At 74.1% G+C, this 17,140-nt stretch carries 16 protein-coding genes; 13 read left to right on the forward strand and 3 right to left on the reverse strand.

The window, feature by feature from the left end; genetic code table 11:
* Nucleotides 1–16 precede the first annotated feature (16 nt).
* From BCAV_RS18455 to BCAV_RS18465, 3 genes are read left to right on the forward strand one after another with little or no spacing between them, the layout of a single operon-like run.
* Nucleotides 17–751 (forward strand): FMN-binding negative transcriptional regulator, encoded by a 735-nt coding sequence (locus BCAV_RS18455; protein ID WP_015884140.1) that lies wholly within the window; start codon nucleotides 17–19, stop codon nucleotides 749–751.
* A complete protein-coding gene (locus BCAV_RS18460) occupies nucleotides 748–2,358 on the forward strand; it encodes an amidohydrolase (protein ID WP_015884141.1) in 1,611 nt (536 codons plus the stop codon). The genes BCAV_RS18455 and BCAV_RS18460 overlap by 4 nt, the downstream gene beginning before the upstream one ends.
* 1 nt (nucleotide 2,359) lies before the next feature.
* The gene (locus tag BCAV_RS18465) at nucleotides 2,360–3,406 is read left to right on the forward strand and encodes a zinc-dependent alcohol dehydrogenase family protein (RefSeq protein ID WP_015884142.1); all 1,047 of its coding nucleotides are present in this window, start codon (nucleotides 2,360–2,362) and stop codon (nucleotides 3,404–3,406) included.
* 33 nt (nucleotides 3,407–3,439) lie between these two features.
* On the opposite strand, the gene BCAV_RS18470 is transcribed toward BCAV_RS18465, so the two are convergent.
* Entirely contained in the window at nucleotides 3,440–4,132 is a 693-nt protein-coding gene (locus BCAV_RS18470) for a histidine phosphatase family protein (protein WP_015884143.1), read from the reverse strand.
* A gap of 69 nt (nucleotides 4,133–4,201) precedes the next feature.
* On the opposite strand from BCAV_RS18470, the gene BCAV_RS21825 reads away from it, so the two are divergent.
* Nucleotides 4,202–4,873 carry a class I SAM-dependent methyltransferase gene (locus BCAV_RS21825; protein ID WP_015884144.1) on the forward strand — a complete coding sequence of 224 codons (672 nt, stop codon included), beginning with the start codon at nucleotides 4,202–4,204 and terminating at the stop codon, nucleotides 4,871–4,873.
* Between the two features lie 24 nt (nucleotides 4,874–4,897).
* Here BCAV_RS21825 and BCAV_RS18480 read toward each other — a convergent pair whose 3' ends face one another.
* Nucleotides 4,898–6,238, reverse strand: coding sequence for an FAD-binding oxidoreductase (locus tag BCAV_RS18480; protein WP_015884145.1), 1,341 nt, complete (start codon nucleotides 6,236–6,238; stop codon nucleotides 4,898–4,900).
* A 133-nt stretch (nucleotides 6,239–6,371) separates the two neighbouring features.
* Here BCAV_RS18480 and BCAV_RS18485 point away from each other — a divergent pair, with 133 nt between their 5' ends.
* Both BCAV_RS18485 and BCAV_RS18490 read left to right on the forward strand, forming a co-directional pair.
* Entirely contained in the window at nucleotides 6,372–7,271 is a 900-nt protein-coding gene (locus BCAV_RS18485; RefSeq protein ID WP_015884146.1) for an RNA polymerase sigma-70 factor, read from the forward strand.
* A gap of 216 nt (nucleotides 7,272–7,487) precedes the next feature.
* Complete coding sequence (locus BCAV_RS18490; protein WP_015884147.1) at nucleotides 7,488–8,402, forward strand: S1C family serine protease; 915 nt, start codon at nucleotides 7,488–7,490, stop codon at nucleotides 8,400–8,402.
* A gap of 4 nt (nucleotides 8,403–8,406) precedes the next feature.
* On the opposite strand, the gene BCAV_RS18495 is transcribed toward BCAV_RS18490, so the two are convergent.
* Nucleotides 8,407–9,849 carry an amidase gene (locus BCAV_RS18495; RefSeq protein WP_015884148.1) on the reverse strand — a complete coding sequence of 481 codons (1,443 nt, stop codon included), beginning with the start codon at nucleotides 9,847–9,849 and terminating at the stop codon, nucleotides 8,407–8,409.
* 175 nt (nucleotides 9,850–10,024) lie between these two features.
* Here BCAV_RS18495 and BCAV_RS18500 point away from each other — a divergent pair, with 175 nt between their 5' ends.
* The 7 genes from BCAV_RS18500 (at nucleotide 10,025) to BCAV_RS18530 (ending at nucleotide 17,094) form a co-directional block, all read left to right on the forward strand.
* Nucleotides 10,025–10,360 (forward strand): RNHCP domain-containing protein, encoded by a 336-nt coding sequence (locus BCAV_RS18500; RefSeq protein WP_050761764.1) that lies wholly within the window; start codon nucleotides 10,025–10,027, stop codon nucleotides 10,358–10,360.
* A 406-nt stretch (nucleotides 10,361–10,766) separates the two neighbouring features.
* Nucleotides 10,767–11,348 (forward strand): GNAT family N-acetyltransferase, encoded by a 582-nt coding sequence (locus BCAV_RS21830; protein WP_015884151.1) that lies wholly within the window; start codon nucleotides 10,767–10,769, stop codon nucleotides 11,346–11,348.
* Nucleotides 11,349–11,746: 398 nt separating this feature from the next.
* On the forward strand, nucleotides 11,747–12,583 hold the full coding sequence (locus BCAV_RS23040; RefSeq protein WP_015884152.1) for an IclR family transcriptional regulator: 837 nt from the start codon (nucleotides 11,747–11,749) through the stop codon (nucleotides 12,581–12,583).
* Nucleotides 12,580–13,893 carry an FAD-dependent oxidoreductase gene (locus tag BCAV_RS18515; RefSeq protein WP_015884153.1) on the forward strand — a complete coding sequence of 438 codons (1,314 nt, stop codon included), beginning with the start codon at nucleotides 12,580–12,582 and terminating at the stop codon, nucleotides 13,891–13,893. The genes BCAV_RS23040 and BCAV_RS18515 overlap by 4 nt, the downstream gene beginning before the upstream one ends.
* Nucleotides 13,894–13,913: 20 nt before the next feature.
* Nucleotides 13,914–15,257, forward strand: a complete 1,344-nt coding sequence (locus BCAV_RS18520; RefSeq protein WP_015884154.1) for an ABC transporter substrate-binding protein — start codon at nucleotides 13,914–13,916, stop codon at nucleotides 15,255–15,257.
* Complete coding sequence (locus tag BCAV_RS18525; protein WP_015884155.1) at nucleotides 15,254–16,183, forward strand: carbohydrate ABC transporter permease; 930 nt, start codon at nucleotides 15,254–15,256, stop codon at nucleotides 16,181–16,183. Before BCAV_RS18520 ends, BCAV_RS18525 begins: the two co-directional genes overlap by 4 nt.
* On the forward strand, nucleotides 16,180–17,094 hold the full coding sequence (locus BCAV_RS18530) for a carbohydrate ABC transporter permease (protein ID WP_015884156.1): 915 nt from the start codon (nucleotides 16,180–16,182) through the stop codon (nucleotides 17,092–17,094). Before BCAV_RS18525 ends, BCAV_RS18530 begins: the two co-directional genes overlap by 4 nt.
* The last annotated feature ends 46 nt before the right edge of the window (nucleotides 17,095–17,140 follow it).

Raw genomic sequence — 17,140 nt, forward strand, 5'->3', positions numbered from 1 at the left:
ATCTGGAGGTGGGCAGGTGCTCGACGGCGTCGACCATCGGGTGACGGACGTCGCCTGGGCGCGGGCGCTGGTGCGCCGGGTCGGGTGGGGGACGCTCGTCTCGACGACGTCCACCTCGCCGCCGTCGCCCGTGGCGAGCCACCTGCCGCTCCTCCTCGACCCCGGAGCCGGGGAGCTCGCCGTCCTGTCGCACCTGGGCCGGCCCGACGACGTCACGCACGAGCTCGCCGACGCCGCGCGGATGGGCCGCGAGGTGCTCGTGACCGTCGAAGGACCCTCGGGCTACGTCTCCCCGTCCTGGTACTCGTGGGGACCGGCCGTCCCGACGTGGAACTTCCTCGCCGTGCACCTGTGGGGGGTGCCCGAGATCCTCTCGGCGTCCGACACGTTCGACGTGCTGCGGGCGACCGTCGCGCGGTTCGAGGACGAGCGCCCGTCGCCGTGGGTGCTGCCGGACGACGGCGACGGCGGCGCGTACGCCCGGCGGCTCGCGCCCGGCACGCTGGGCTTCCGGGTCCGGGCCACTCGCTGGCAGGGCAAGGCGAAGCTCAGCCAGGACAAGCCGCCCGAGGTCGTGGCTCGCGTGATCGCTGCGCTCGAGTCCGACCCGGTGCACGGCAACGCGGCGCTCGCGGCGGCAATGCGGGACGTGCACGGGTCGTCTGCGTCGACCGGCCTGGAGGCGACCCGGGGAAGGTCGGTTGCCGCGGAGGTCACCGATGATCCACACCGAGGGGACGGCAGCTCATGAGCACGGTGCTGCGGAACGCGCGGCTGGTCGACGCGGGCGGGGCGGCGCACGGCTCGCTCGTCGACGTCGTGCTCGACGGCGGCTCCGTGGTCGCCGTCGCCTCGGCGCGTGGGGCCGGTGCTGGGCCGTCGCGTGGAGGATCGGTTGCCGCCGGCGCAACGAACATTCCACGCGCCGGGGGCGGGACCCGCGCGGATGCCCCGGGCGACGTCGACGTGGACGTCGAGGGACGCTGGGTGGCGCCCGGCCTCTGGGACGCGCACACGCACCTCGTGCAGTGGGCGCTGGTGCGGGCGCGGCTCGACGTGTCGGCGGCGGCGTCGGCGGCCGGCGCGGCCGACCTCGTGCGGGAGCGGCTGCGGTCGGCGCCGCCGCCCGCGGGCACGGTGCTCGTCGGGTACGGCTTCCGCGACGCGCTCTGGAGCGACGCCCCGCGGCAGGACGTGCTCGACGCCGCGGCCGGCGACGTTCCGGTGGTCCTGGTCAGCGGCGACCTGCACTGCGGCTGGTTCTCGTCGGCCGCGCTGCGACGGTTCGGCGCCCCGGCGACGCCGGACGGCGTGCTGCGGGAGGAGCCGTTCCTGCGGATCCAGAACGACCTCGACGCCAGCACCGACGCGACGCGCGACGCGGGCGTGCTCGACGCCCTGCGGGAGGCGGCGACCCGCGGCGTCGTCGGCGTCGTCGACCTCGAGATCGCCGATGCGCTCGACGCGTGGCCGCGTCGCGCGCCCGCCGGGTCGCCCGCGGTCCGGGTGCGGGCGGGCGTCTGGCCGCAGCACCTCGAGCGGGTGCTCGACGCGGGGCTGCGCACCGGTGACCCGATCCCGGGTGCCGCCTCGGGTGTGACGCAGGGGCCGCTCAAGGTCATCGTCGACGGCTCGCTCAACACGCGCACCGCGTACTGCCACGAGCCGTACCCGCCGGGCGCGACGGGCCGCGGCGTGCTGTCGGTCCCGCCGGACGAGCTGGAGAGCCTCATGGCCCGGGCGCACGCGGGAGGCCTCGCGTGCGCGATCCACGCGATCGGCGACGCCGCGAACACGCTCGCGCTCGACGCGTTCGCGCGCACCGGCGCCCGGGGGTCGGTCGAGCACGCGCAGCTGCTGACGTGGGACGACGTCGCGCGCTTCGCAGAGCTCGGCGTCGTCGCGAGCGTGCAGCCGGAGCACGCGCTGGACGACCGCGACGTCGCCGACGCCGTCTGGGCCGGCTGGACGGACCGCGCCTACCCGTTCGCGGCGCTGCACGCGGCCGGGGTGCGGCTCGCGCTCGGCTCCGACGCGCCGGTCGCGCCGCTCGACCCGTGGGTGGCGATGGCGGCCGCCGTGCACCGCTCGCGCGACGCCCGGCCCGAGTGGCACCCGGAGCAGCACCTGGACCCGGCCGTCGCGTTCGCGGCGTCCACGGACGGCGTGCCCCGCCTCGCGCCGGGCGGCCCGGGCGACGTCGTCCTGCTCGACGACGACCCGCTCGCCGCCTCCCCCGCCGCGCTCCGGGCGTTCGCCGTCGCCGCCACGATGCGCGCCGGCGCGTGGACGCACGTCGGCGCGGACCTCGCCGGCCTGCTGCCCGACGCCGCTCCCACGGCGACGGGGCCCGCCTGACGTGCGCGCCGTCGTCGTCGACGCGTTCGGCGCTCCCCCGCACGTGCGCGAGGTGCCGGACCCGACGTGCCCGCCGCACGGCGTCGTCGTCGACGTGCGCGCGACGGGCGTGTGCCGCAGCGACTGGCACGCGTGGGCCGGGCACGACGACGACGTCCGCGTCCCGTACGTGCCGGGGCACGAGCTCGCGGGCGTCGTGACGCAGGTCGGCCCGGACGTGCAGGGCTGGCGCGGCGGGGAGCGGGTCACGGTGCCGTTCGTGTGCGCGTGCGGGACGTGCTCGGCGTGCGCGGCCGGCGAGCACCAGGTGTGCGAACGCCAGGAGCAGCCGGGTTTCACGTACGACGGGTCGTTCGCCGAGCGGGTGGCGGTGCCGTGGGCGGACGTCAACCTGGTCGCGCTGCCGGACGCCGTGTCCGACGACGCCGCTGCTCTTCTCGGGTGCCGGTTCGCGACGGCGTACCGCGCGGTGCGCACCCATGCCCGGGTCGGCGCCGGCGAGTCGCTGGTCGTGCACGGGTGCGGCGGCGTCGGGCTCGCGGCGGTGATGGTCGGCGTCGCGGGCGGGGCGCGCGTGGTCGCCGTCGACCCGTCACCGGACGCCCGGGCGGCGGCCGAGGCGCTCGGCGCCGGCGCCGCGCTCGATCCAGCGGGGATGACGCCGGACGGCGTCGCCTCCGCCGTCGTCGACCTCACCGGAGGCGGTGCGCGGGCCTCGATCGACGCCGTCGGCCACCCCGACGTCGCTCGCGCGTCGGTGCTCTCGCTCGCCCGCCGCGGGCGGCACGTGCAGGCGGGCCTGCTCCTCGGCGACGCCGCCGCCGCGCCGATGGCCATGGACCGCGTCATCGCGTGGGAGCTCGAGCTCTACGGCTCGCACGGCATGGCGGCCCACGACTACCCGGCGATGCTCGCCGAGATCGCGTCCGGCGCGCTCGACCCGGCGCGGCTCGTGGGCGCCGTCGTCGGCCTGGACGACGCCGCCGGGGCACTCGTCGCCATGGGCGGAGAGCCGGAGCATGCCGGGGTGACCATCGTCAGGCCGTAGGGCGGCCCATCGCCTCGCACGCGGAGCGCAGGCTCACTCCGAGACCAGATCGTCGCTCAGGTGCGGCATCCAGTCGACCCGGAGTGCCGTCACGGTGGAGTAGTCGGTCACCGCGGCGTCGGCGAACAGGCTGATCGCGGTGTTGTGCTTGAGGACCCACCCGCTCATCTGCTCGATGCCGAGCAACGCGCGGAACAGGTGCTGGAAGAACGCGCCGTGCGTGAGCAGCGCGACCACGTCGCCGTCGTCGTGCTGGTGGCGGAGACTCGAGATCAGGGCGCGCGCCCGCTCGGCGTGCACCTCGTACTCGTGCTCGTAGGGCCTGGTGTACCAGCCGTCCGGTCCCACGCCCACGGGCAGCACCAGTCGCGCGCTCACCGCCTGGAGCGCGTCCGCCGTCGCCCCGGGGTGCGGCACGGGCGTGCCGTCCTCGTTGGCGATGAAGACGCCGTCCGTCTCGTAGGCGTCCAGGTTGCCGAGCAGCGGCAGGTTCAGCGCGTCCGCGAGCGGCGCCGCCGTCTGCACCGCCCGCGTCATGAGGCTGGTGTGGAGGTGCGTGATCTGCCACGGCAGCGCGCCCTCCGCGACGGCGTCGGCGAGCCGGGCGGCCTGGGTGCGTCCGAGATCGGTCAGCTCGGGGTCGTGGTGCCGGCCGACCGAGGCGCCGGTCCGTTCGTACAGGAGGTTGTTGGCGGACTGGGCGTGCCGGATCACCACGAAGCGCATGGGCGACGATTCTCCCTGACCCGAGCGACCGGTCGCCAACCCGGCCGCCCCGCCGACTAGGGTCTGTGGATGAGCCAGCAGACCGTCTCGCGGTACGACCCCCACGCCGACTGGTACGTCGAGCACACCGGCGCGTGGGACTCCGCCGCTGCGGACGTCCTCCCGTCCGATCTGGCCGGTCAGCGGATCTTGGACCAGGCCTGCGGCTGGGGCCAGCTCAGTCGCATCCTCGCCGAGCGCGGCGCCCGGGTGAGCGGGGTCGACCTCTCCGAGAATCTCGTCGGCCATGCCCGGGAGCTCGAGGCGGCTGCGCCGCTCGGGATCGAGTACCTGGTCGGCGACGCCACGACCACGAGCTGGTGGGACGGCGAACCGTACGACCAGGTCGTCTGCAACATGGCGCTGATGGACATCGACGACCTGCCGGGGGCTCTGTCCGCGGCCGCGGCTGTGGTGGCTCCCGGCGGGCTGTTCACGCTCACGGTGTTCCACCCGTGCTTCCCCGGCCGAGCCGACGACCCGGACACGCTGCCCAGCTGGCCCCCGGACCGCGGCTACGCGGCCGAGGGCTGGTGGACCACGGGGCGCAGCGGCGTCCGCGGTCACGTCGGCGCGAACCACCGGATGCTCTCGACCTACCTCAACGCCGTGCTGGCGGCCGGCTTCGAGCTCGTCGCCGTCGGCGAGGAGGCGGGCGAGCTGCCCCGGATCTTCTGGGCCCGCGGCCGCCGCCGGGGCTGACGACGGCGGCCGCGAGCGTGGCGGTTACGCGGGCCGCACGTTGTGGTTGCGGGAGAACACGTTGCCCGGGTCGTAGCGGCGCTTGACGGCGGCCAGGCGGTCGTACGTCGCGGGCGGGTACACGGCGGCGACGGCCGCCTCGGCGGTGGACGCGAGGAAGTTCGCGTAGGCGCCCGTGACGTGCGGGGCGAGCCTGGCCCACGTCGCGTCGAGGGCGGGCAGGGCCGCCTCGACCACCGGCTCTGGGCCGGCGGTGACGGTCACGACGAGCAGCTCCGCCGACCGGTGCGCGTACGCGGTCGCGTCCGCCGGGATCCGCGACACGGCACCGCCGACGCTACGGAGCGTGACGAACGGCGACTGCCCCGACGCCCCGACCTCGGCGAGGACCCGCACCGCCGCGGACACCGACCCGCTGTCGACGAAGGCGCTCCGGACCACGAACCGGATCCCGGGTGGGGGCGTCGCACCCGGCTCGAGGACGTCCGCGTACGGCTTGCGCGAGACGTCGTCGTCGATCACCGTGCCGAGGCGGCGGATCGGGTCGATCGCCCGGGCCGCGGCGTCGGCGTCGTCGCCGTCGAACGCGACGAGGATCTCTACGGGCGCGTCCGGCCCGCCGGCGAACGGGTTGGCGAAGCTCACCACGGACGTCAGCTCCTCCGGTGCGCCGCGCAGGTAGTCGGCCCAACCGGCGAGCACGTCGGCCGCTTCGGACGCCGGGAAGGTGATCCGGCCGTGGACGACGTCGGTCGTCGGGTGAGCCACGAAGTCGAAGGCCGTAACGATCCCGACGTTCCCGCCGCCACCGCGCAGGGCCCAGAACAGGTCGGGGTTCTCGTCAGCGCTCGCGCGGACCACGTGGCCGTCGGCGAGCACGACCTCGGCCGCCACCAGGCTGTCCAGGGCGAGGCCGTGCTTCCGGACCTTCCAGCCGATCCCGCCGGAGAGCGTCAGCCCGCCGACGCCGACGCTGGCCGTGTCCCCCGAGGAGATCGCGAGCCCGCGTGGCCCCAGTGCGGCCGCGACCTGACCCCACGTGGCCCCACCGCCGATCCGCACGAGGCCGCGGTCGGCGTCGAGCACCTCCACCTGCGCGAGATGACCGAGATCGATCACGACGCCGTCGTCGACGGTGCCGAAGCCCGCGAACGCGTGGCCGCCGCCGCGCACGGCGAGCGGGAGTCCGGCGTCGACGGCGAACCGGACGCCGGCCTGCACCTCCGCCTCGTTCGTGGGCCGCAGGACGTACGCCGGGCGCGCCGAGGCGAGGACCGTGCGGCTGGCCGCCTCGTACCCGGGGTGCGCCGGCTCGATGATGTCGCCGCCGAAGCCGCGACGCAGAGTGTCGACCGTTGAGGTCATGATGGTCCTCCCGCTGTGATGTGCTGATGGACACCAGATGCCGGTGAGCCCATCGGCGTGACACGGTGTGACGTGAGTCACAGGGCACCCGACCGCTGTCGCGGTGTCACAGAACGGACGCGCCCGGCGTCTTGTGAGGGTGAGACACATCGACAGCGACCGCCCGGATCCCGCGACCGAGGCGTTCGTCGCCCACCGCAACCTGCTCTTCACCGTGGCGTACGAGATGCTCGGCTCGGCGGCCGATGCCGAGGACGTCCTGCAGGAGACGTGGCTGAAGTGGGTCGGCGTCGACCTCGCGCTGGTACGCGATCCGCGCGCGTACCTCGTCCGGATCACGACCCGCCAGGCGCTGACCCGGCTTCGGTCGCTCAGCCGACGCAAGGAGTCGTACGTCGGCACCTGGTTGCCCGAACCGTTGCTGACCGCGCCCGACGCCGCACAGGACGTGGAGCTGGCCGAGAGCGTCTCGATGGCGATGCTGCTGGTGCTGGAGACGCTGAAGCCGACCGAGCGGGCGGTGTTCGTGCTGCGCGAGGTGTTCGACCTGTCCTACGACGAGGTCGCCGAGGCCGTCGGCAAGACGCCGGCCGCCGTCCGGCAGATCGCTCATCGGGCTCGGTCGCACGTCGCGGCGCGACGACCGCGCGAGCACGTCTCCCCCGCCGAGACGCGGGCCGTGCTCGCCGCGTTCCGGAGCGCGCTCGAGACCGGTGACCTGCGACGTCTGCTGGACGTGATGGCGCCCGACGTCGTCTTCCTCGCCGACGGCGGCGGCGTCGTGCGGGCCGCTCTGGAACCGGTCGTCGGCTCCGATGACGTGGGGCGCTTCCTGGGGGGCGTCGCCGAGCGCATGGGGTCGCTGCGGATCGTGGAGGTCAACGGCCACCCGGCGCTGCTCTTCGAGCGCGACGGCGCGGTCGAGACCGTCATGGCGGTGCGGGTGGAGCGCGGCCTGATCTCCGGGCTCTACGCCGTGCGCAACCCCGCCAAGCTGTCGCACCTGGGGCAGGAGACGACCCTGAGCCGCTGAGCCGCGGCCGGCCCTGAGGCGGGGCCTCAGTCCCCGAGCGCCGACGCGATCGGGACGCGTCGCAGCCCCGGGACGCCGTCGAAGTCTCGATCGAACGCGACGGAATTGTGCGTGCCGCATCGCGACCGGACCTCGGCGGACCCGGGGGCAGGCCGCCGTCGCTCCGCCGGGAGCGAACGCGGGCACGATCCACCGCGCCACAGCGCTGAACCACACGTGGAGGAACCGCTCGACGCGTACTCGCGCGCCGTCGTCGCCGTCGCCGAGACGGTGCTGCCGAGCGTCGCGAGCCTCCTGGTGCGCACGCGCGACGGCGCCGGGGCGGGCAGCGCGAGCGTCATCTCCGACGACGGCGCCCTGCTGACCAGCGCGCACGTCGTCGCCGGGGCGGACGCCGCCGACGCGGGCTTCGCGGACGGCACCCGGGTGCGGGCGCGCGTCGTCGGTCGGGACCCGCTGTCCGACCTCGCCGTGCTGCGCGCGGACGACGCCGTCCCGCCACCCGTGCGACTCGGCGACGCGACGGCGCTGCGGGTCGGGCAGCTCGTCGTCGCCGTCGGCAACCCCCTCGGGCTCGCCGGGAGCGTGACGGCGGGCATCGTGTCGGCACTCGGACGCTCGCTGCCGACGGGCGCGGGCCGCGTCGTCGACGAGGTGATCCAGACCGACGCCTCCCTCAACCCGGGCAACAGCGGCGGCGTTCTCGCCGACAGCGCGGGGCGCATGGTCGGCGTCAACACCGCGGTCGCGGGCATCGGGGTCGGGCTCGCCGTCCCGATCAACGCGACCACGCGCGAGATCATCGACGTGCTGCTGGAGCGCGGGCGCGTACGTCGGGCGTGGCTCGGCATCGCCGGCGCGGAGGTCACGCTGCCGTCGGAGGTCGCGGCGCGTGTCGGCTCCGCCACGGGCCTGCAGGTGGCGGCCGTCATGCCGGCGAGCCCCGCCGCGGAGGCCGGCCTCCGGCGCGGCGACCTGGTCATCGAGATCGATGGGCAGCACGTCACCACCACGCGTGGCGTGCAGCGCCTCATGGTCGAGGACGCCATCGACCGGCGGATCGAGATCACCGTCTGGCGCAGCGGCGCGCTCGTCGACGTCATCACGCAGCTGCAGGAGCTGCGAGCCTGAGACGTCAGGCTGGACCCGGTGCGCCCGGCGGCGCGGGCCAGGGGTCGGCCGCCTCGAGCTGGGCCGCGAGGGAGAGCAGCAGCGCGTCGTCGCCGAACCGGCCCGTGAGCATGGCACCGAACGGCAGCTGGACCCCGTCGACGGCCGCCCGGTGGATCGGCACGGAGATCGACGGCGCGCCCGTCAGGTTCGCGATCGACGTCCACGGGGTGAAGCGCTTCTGTGCCTCGAAGTCGGCGGCGGGGTCGGCGTCGTCGCGGATCGAGCCGATCGGCGCGGGCGGCTGCGCGAGGGAGGGCGTGACGACGACGTCGAACGCGTCCCACGCCGTCGCCACCTGGCGCGTGAGGCGCTGGATGCCGGCGATCGCCGTCGCGTACTCGACGGCCGTGACGCCGCGACCCGAGTCACGCAACCACCGGGTGAGCGGCGTCAGGAGCTCCTCGGCCGCCTCCGGCACCGGCGCCGAGAGCGCCATCGTGGCCCAGATCGGGAAGAACGCGTTCCACTGCTCGGCCTCGAACGGCACCGGAGCGACGTCGACGGCGTGGCCGAGGCCCTCGAGCACGCCCGCCGCACGCTGCGCCGCGGCCGCCGCCTCGGGATGGACGACGGCGTCGGCGGCCACGACCGGCGTCGTCAGGATCCCGATCCGCAGCGGGCCGGGCGCCGCGTCGCACGCGGCGAGGAACGACGTCGACGGCGCGGCGGGGCGGGCGGCGTCGCCCGGCCAGCCGACCGACAGGACGTCGAGAGCGGCGGCCGTGTCGCGGACCGTGCGCGTGAGCACGCCGCCGGTGGCGAGGCCGGCACCCTCCACGCCGTAGGGCCCGGGGCTGACGCGGCCCCGGCTCGGCTTGAGCCCGACGATCCCGCAGCTCGCCGCCGGGATGCGGATCGAGCCGCCGCCGTCGGACGCCTGGGCGATCGGCACGATGCCGGCGGCGACGGCGGCCGCCGCACCGCCGCTCGAGCCACCCGCGCCGCGCGTGAGGTCCCAGGGGGTGCGTGCGGGCGGGCCGACGTCGGGCTCCGTGTAGCAGGGCAGGCCGAACTCCGGCGTGCTGGTCTTGCCGATCATCACCGTGCCGGCCTCGCGCAACCTGGTGACGATGCCGTCGTCGTACGGCGCGACGAAGCCGGCGAGCGCCGCGCTCCCGCCCTGCATCGGGAGCCCGACCACCATGTTGAGGTCCTTGATCGGGCACGGGACGCCGAGCAGCTTCAGGTCCGCGGCGCCGTCGTCCGCCAGACGCCGATCGAGTGCCGCGGCCTGCTCGGCAGCGAGCTCCGGGGCGAGGGTGACGAAGGCACCGACCTCTGTCCCGGCCTCCTCCGCCGCCGCGAGCGCGGCCTCGGTCACCTCGGCCGCCGAGACGTCGCGACGCCGGACGGCGGCGGCCAGGTCGAGGGCGGACAGGGCGTGGAGGTCTGCGCCGGCGGTCATGGCCCTCGACCCTACGCGCGCCTCGCCGCTCGCCGACCCGACGTCCGGTAATCCGTTGACGTCGGCCCGGACGCCCTGGTGAGGTGGGGTCGTCGCCGGATGATGCCGGCCCAGGACCCAGGAGGTGTGCCATGTCGACGTTGACCTGCATCCACCTTCTGAAAGGTCCTATCTCGTGGCTTACGCACGATCCTTCGACTGCGACCACTGCGGCGTAGCCGTCTCGCTCGACGCCCCCGGCACGTCCCACCGCAACCACTGCCCGAGCTGTCTGTGGTCTCGGCACCTCGACCGCAACGTCCCCGGCGACCGGCAGGCCGGCTGCTCAGGCGGCATGGAGCCCATCGCCGTCACCGTCCGGGGCGAGGGCCGCTGGGTCCTCGTCCACCGTTGCACCAGCTGCGGCCGCCTCCGGCTCAACAAGACGGCCGGCGACGACAACGTGCTGCAGCTCATGCGGCTCGCCGCGCTGCCGCTGACCATGCCGCCGACGCCGCTGCCGCGCGGGTAGCGCGGGCCGGCGAGTGGTCGCGAAGGGTCGCCGGCCCGGCAACCCGGACCACCGTTCGCGACCACTCGACACACCGGCCCGGTCCGCCGGCCCGCACGTGACGCGGCGCCGTCGAGACCTTCGGGGTTCGTATCAGGGCGCAGATTGTCCGCATTCGGTTCTACGCTCGCGCCGTGACCGATGACGGCACCCGCGCCGAACCGCTCCGCTCCGTGTCTCGGAGGACGGCGTGGTGGTGACGACGGCCCGGCGCCAGGTGCTGGCGTTCCGGCTTCGCCGGCAGCACCTGACGCGGAGGCTCGGCGCCGCGCGGATGGGAGAGGCGACGGCATCCCGCGGCGTGCGCAACAGCCCGGCCGGATCGGCACCGGTCGCGCTGCTGGCCCGAGGGTCGAGGTGACGCACCATGATGCTCACTGACGTCTCGCGCGATGTGAGGCTCCAGATCGACGGCGGCACGCTGGTGCCGTTGGTACCCGGGCACGCGCCGGCGATGGCGGAGGCCGTGGCGGAGTCGGGGCTCCTTCTCCGGGAGACAGTGCCGTGGTATCGCGACGGGATGACGGTGGATGACTTCGGACGTTGGGCGGAAGCTGCCAAGACCCTCTGGGCGGACGGGTCCGGCTTCGTGTTCTCCGTGCTGGCCGACAGCACCGGCGGATTTCTGGGCGGCGCCTCTCTTGAGGCTGTCCACGCGGGGAGACTCTCGGCGAACCTGAGCTACTGGACCCGCGCTGCCGCATCGGGTCGTGGAGTGGCGACCCGCAGCGCGCGGCGACTGGCGTCATGGGGATGCGTCGACCTTGGCCTGCAGCGCATCGAGGTGTCGATCGTGACCACCAATGCCGCAAGTCTCGCGGTGGCCCAGAACGCCGGCGCGGTCGTGGAGGGAACCCTCCGCAACGCCGCCCGGTGGGATGGAGTCAGCCGCGACATGGCGGTGTTCTCCTTCATCCCGGCAGATTTCGCCCACCGACAACACGGCTGAACCGCACCAGCTGCTCACCACCGCCGGACAACCCGCACCGGATGCTCGCGGACGGCTGTCCGCACCGTGCGGCGCCACCCCGCCCTGCCGGCACGTCGGCACGTCGGCCCGGCGGCCCGGCGCCCCTGCCGGCACGTCGGCCCGGCGGCCCGGCCGAGTTCGTACCTTGGCGGCGAGCTCGTACTCCCGGGAGTACGAGCTCGCCGCCAAGGTACGAACTCGAGCCCGGCCGCATGACTACCGCCGCCGGCGCCCGGGTTGACACGATTCAATCGCGGTGCCTATGCTCCCGTGCACTGCCAAGCTCGAATCGCGTTCGACAATGTCGAACGCACGCGACGGCCGCCAGGCGGTGGCCCTCGCACCGACCCGAGCAGCGGACGAACGAGAGAGCGACGATGCCCGAGACCCGACCAGCCGCCCCGCGCCGCGACACGACGTCGCCCACCCCGCGCACGGCGATCCAGGCGATCGACCGCAGCGTGGCACTGCTCGACACGATCGCCGACGCCGGCCCGCACGGCGCCGCGCTCGGCGCGCTCGCCGAGTCCACCGGGCTCCCGGCGTCGACGGCGCGCACCCTGCTCTCCTCGCTCGTCGCGCACGGCCTCGTCGCCCAGGGCGGCAGCGGGCGCCGCTACCTGCTCGGCTCCCGGTTCTTCGAGCTCAACCGCCGGTTCGTCGCCCAGACCGACCTGTCCGCCGTCGCCGCACCCGTGCTGCGCGCGCTCTGGGAGCGCACCGAGGAGACGGTCCACCTCGCCGTCCTCCAGGGGACCCGCCGCGTCGACATCGCCGTGCTCGTCGGTCCCCAGCTGCTCACCGTCAGCCCGACGTCGGCGCGGTTCACCGACTCCTCCGCCACGCCGCTGTACCGGACCGCAGCCGGGAAGGTGCTGTTCGCCGGGCTGAGCCGACCGGACCGCCTCTCGATGCTCGACGACGCCCCGTGGGACCCGCAGGACCGGCCGGCCGCGGAGGACCTCATGGCCGCGATGGACGACGTCGCCGCCGGCGGGTTCGCCACGAACCTCCAGGAGGAGGCCGCCGGCGTCTGCGGCGTGGCCGCACCCGTCCAGGACCAGGGCGGCCGCACGATCGCCGCGGTCTGCCTCGGGTACCCCGCCGTGCGGCACACGGAGGCCCACGCGGCGTGGTTGCGGGACGAGGCCATGGACGCCGCAGCCGAGCTCACCGTGCTTCTCGGCGCCGCCACCGGGGAGGCCAGCGCATGAGGGAGCACTACGACGTCGTCGTCGTCGGCGGCGGTCCCGCCGGCTGGCCCGCCGCGACCCAGGCCGCCCGGCTCGGCGCGCGCACCCTGCTCGTCGAGAAGAACGGCATGCTCGGTGGGACCACGACGGTGGCCGGCGTCGCGCTGCCGGGCCTCTTCCACGCGTGGGGCCAGCAGATCATCGGCGGGATCGGCTGGGACGTCGTCTCGCGGTCAGTTGCGGAGGTCGGCGGCACGCTGCCCGACTTCGCGCGCTGGGACCTGCGCCACTGGCGCCTCCAGATCCCCGTTGTCCCGGGGATCCTGGCCGCGCTCATCGACGACGCCGTCGTCGGCTCCGGCGCGGACCTCCTTCTGCACGCGATGGTTGGCGAGGCCCGCTGGGACGGTTCCACCTGGCGGCTCACGCTCGCGACCAAGGAAGGCCTGCGCCCGATCACGGCCGGCGCCGTCGTCGACTGCACGGGCGACGCCGACATCGTCGCCCTCGCCGGGCTGCCGCGCCGCACCAACGCGGACCGCCAGCCGGGCACGATGATGATGCGGCTCGAGGGGTACGACGTCGCGGCGCTCGACGCCGACGCGCTGCAGGCGGCGCACGACGACGCCGTCGCCCGCGGCGACCTCCTGCCGGCCGACCTGGCACACAAGAAGGTCGTGTCGTTCCTGCGGAGCCACGGCGAGAACGCCACGCACGTGGTCGGCGTGCAGGGCGGCACGAGCGAGGACCGCACCGCGGCCGAGCTCGCCGGCCGCCGGCTCCTGCGCCGCGTGCTGCGCTTCCTGCGCGCACAGCCGGGTCTCGAGGACGTCCGCCTGGCCTGGGTCGCCACCGAGACCGGCATCCGCGAGACGTGGACCATCGACGGCCACGTCACGATCACGCACGACGACTATGCGAGCGGGCGCGCGTGGCCCGACGCCCTGAGCTACTCGTTCTACCCGATCGACGTGCACCGACCCGACGGCAACGGCATCGACGTCCGCCCGCTCGCCTACGGCACGGTGCCGACGATCCCCCGCCGCGCTCTCGTCCCGCGGGACAGCCACCGCCTGCTCGTCGCCGGGCGCGCGATCAGCGGCGACCAGGAGGCGTCGTCCGCGTACCGCGTGCAGGCGTCGTCGATGGCCATGGGGCAGGCGGCCGGCGCGATCGCGGCCCGTGCGAGCGCCACGGAGACGGACGTGCTGGACGTCCCGATCGACGTCGTGCACACCGACCTCCGCGCCCACGGCGCGATCGTGCCGGGCGACGTCGTCGTCCCACCGCTCGAGCAGAACGACCCGCACCACACCCCCACCCCCGCCTGACCGGATCGAAGGAGACCCGCATGAGCATCCGCCTCCCGAGGGCCCGCAGCCCTCACCAGCACGGCACGCGCCGCGCGCGCACCGCCTGCGCGGCGCTCGCCACAGCAGCCCTGGCGACGTCGCTCGCCGCCTGCGGTTTCGTCAACAGTCCCGACGAGGGGGGCGAGGAGACCGGCGGCGGCGAGGGCGGCGGCACCGTCACCGCGTACGTCAACACCGAGCAGAACACCGGGCTCGCGCCGTTGATCGACGCGTTCGAGGAGGAGACGGGAACCACGCTCGACCTCTCCTCGGCGACCACCGACGAGCTCAACCAGCAGCTCCGCGTCCAGCTCACCTCCGGTACCGCGGCGGACCTGATCCGCGTGTCCCCCGGCAACTCGAGCCCCGTGGCCGCCGGGGTGCTCGGCCGCGAGGGCGAGCTGGCGGACGTCTCGGACGCCGCGTGGACCGAGAGCCTCACCGACGACACGCGCTCGCTCGCCCAGGTCGACGACCAGGTCGTCGCGTTCCCCGTGAGCCGCAACGCGATCGTCATGGCGTTCAACCGGCAGGTCTTCGAGGACGCGGGCGTGGAGGTCCCGACCACCTGGTCGGAGCTGCTCGACGCGTGCGCCGCGCTCGACGCCGCCGGCGTCACCCCGATCGCGACGCCGTTCCAGGGCGGCATCTACTTCCAGTTCTGGGTCTACGCGCTCGCGGCGACGCTCGTGTACGCGGAGAACCCGGACATCGACGCGCAGATGGCCGACGGCGAGACGTCGTTCGTGGACAACGCCGAGTGGAACGAGGTGTTCGACCGCATCGCCGAGCTCAACGACGCCGGATACTTCTCCGACGGCATGCTCGGCATCCCGCCGGACCAGGGCCTCCAGTCGGTCGCGACCGGTGAGTCCGCCATGGTGCTGCTCGTCTCCGCGGGTCTGCCGCAGCTGTACGGGTACAACGAGGCCGGCGCCGAGGCGTTCGACGTGTTCGCGCTGCCCGGCAACGACGACGCCGCCTCGACCTACGTCCCGATCGCGCCGGACTTCCTCGCCATCAACGCCAACGCCGAGAACCCGGACGGCGCCCGCGCGTTCCTCGACTTCCTCGCGGAGCCGGAGAACGTCGAGGCGTACGCCAACGAGATGGGCGTGCTGCCCGGCCTGGGCGTCGACGTCACCCTCGATTCCGACGCCCTCGAACCGATCATGCCGATGTTCGACGAGGGCCGGACCGCGGGGTACGCGAACTACCTCTGGCCGAACGGCGACGTGCAGCAGACGATGCTCCAGTCCGGCCAGGAGTGGCTCGACGGCTCGATCGACACGGCGAACCTGCTCGGCCAGATGGACACGGAGTACGCGAAGGGCACTCCGTGACGCTCGCCGTCGAGCCGCGCGTGGCGCCTCCCGGTGCGGCAGTGCCGCGCCGGAGGCGCCACCGCTCGGCCGTGCCGTACGCACTGATCGTGCCGGCGCTCGTCTTCTACGCCGTCGTCGTCCTCTATCCGACCGTCGCGGGCGGCGTCTACGCCTTCACCGACTGGACCGGTCGGCGCGTGGCCCCGCAGTTCGTGGGTCTGGACAACTTCGTCGAGCTGTTCTCCGCGCCGGCGGCCCGGTCGGCGTTGCGCAACACGCTGGTGATCGCCGTCTCGACGACGATCGTCCAGACGCTCCTCGGGCTCGCTCTCGCCCTGGCTCTGCACAGCGTGCTCGCGAGCCGCAACGTGCTGCGCACGCTGTTCTTCGCGCCGGCTCTGCTCCCGCCCGTGATCATCGGTTTCCTCTGGCAGTACATCCTCACGCCGGCCGGCCCGCTCAACGACGCGCTCGAGGCGATCGGGCTGGGTGGGCTCACCCAGAACTGGCTCGGGGACGCCTCGGTCGCGCTGGCGAGCGTGATCGGCGTCATCATCTGGCAGAACGCCGGCCTGACCATGGTCATCTACCTCGCCGGGCTCCAGGGCGTGCCCGCCGAGCTGCTCGAGGCGGCAGCGATCGACGGCGCGAGCCGGTGGCAGCGCCTGCGCCGCGTGACGATCCCGCTGCTCATCCCGGCGACGACGATCGCGATGTCCCTCACGCTCATCGGCAGCCTCAAGCTGTTCGACCAGGTCTACGTGATGACCGGGGGCGGGCCCGGGTACGCGACGGAGACGCTGTCGGTGGTCATGTACAAGGAGGCGTTCGTGTCCGGGCGGTACGGCTACTCGGCGGCCATCGCGCTGGTGCTGACGATGATCGTGTTCGCGTTCGCGTTCGTGCAGCTGCGCGGCCTGCGCCGGTTCGAGGTGGACGCATGAGCACGCTGTCGCCGCAGGTGAGGGCAGGATCCGGGACGCCGGGAGCGCCGTCGTCCGCCGCTGGAGCGCCCCGACGCCGGGCCGCCCGGAGGCGCTGGTCGCTCGGCCGCGTCGGCGCCGAGCTGGGCATGCTCGTGGTCGCCGCGGTGTTCTTCTTCCCGTTCTACGTGTTCCTCGCGGTCGCGCTGAAGACGCCCGCCGACCTCGCGGCGTCACCCCTCGCGTTCCCCACCGACCCCGCCCTGGCCAACTTCGCCGAGGCGTGGCAGCGCGGCGACCTCGGCCAGGCGATGGGGAACTCCGTGGTGGTCACGGCGCTGAGCGTCGCGCTCCTCGTGCTCGCCGGCTCGTTCGCCGCGTACGCGCTGGCGCGCCGGGCCTCGCGCCTGTCCTACGGCCTCTACCTCGCGTTCCTGCTCGGCCTGATGATCCCGCTGCAGCTCGGCATGGTGCCGCTGTACCAGCTGATGCGTGACGCGAACCTGCTGCAGACGTACACGTCGCTCATCATCTTCGAGGTCGGGCACCAGCTGCCGCTCGTGGTGTTCCTCTACACGGGCTTCCTGCGGGCGCTGCCGCGCGAGTACGAGGAGGCGGCGCGGGTCGACGGCGCGGGCACGATCACGGCGTTCCGCAAGATCGTGTTCCCGCTGCTGCGCCCGATCACCGGGACGGTCGTCATCCTGACGTCGATCAACATCTGGAACGACTTCCTCACGCCGCTGCTCTACGTCGGCGGGAGTGCGCAGCAGACGCTGCCGGTGGCGATCTTCGCGTTCCGCGGCGAGTTCGCGAGTCAGTGGCAGATCATCTTCGCCGGGATGGGGATCGCGATCCTGCCGATCCTCGTCGTCTACTTCCTGCTCCAGAAATACATCATCAAGGGCTTCGCGAGCGGCATCAAAGGCTGACCCGACGGGCCGCGTCCGCGGCGCCGCACCGATCGAGGAGGATCGC

The sequence above is a fragment of the Beutenbergia cavernae DSM 12333 genome (assembly GCF_000023105.1).
Taxonomy (GTDB): Bacteria; Actinomycetota; Actinomycetes; order Actinomycetales; family Beutenbergiaceae; genus Beutenbergia; species Beutenbergia cavernae.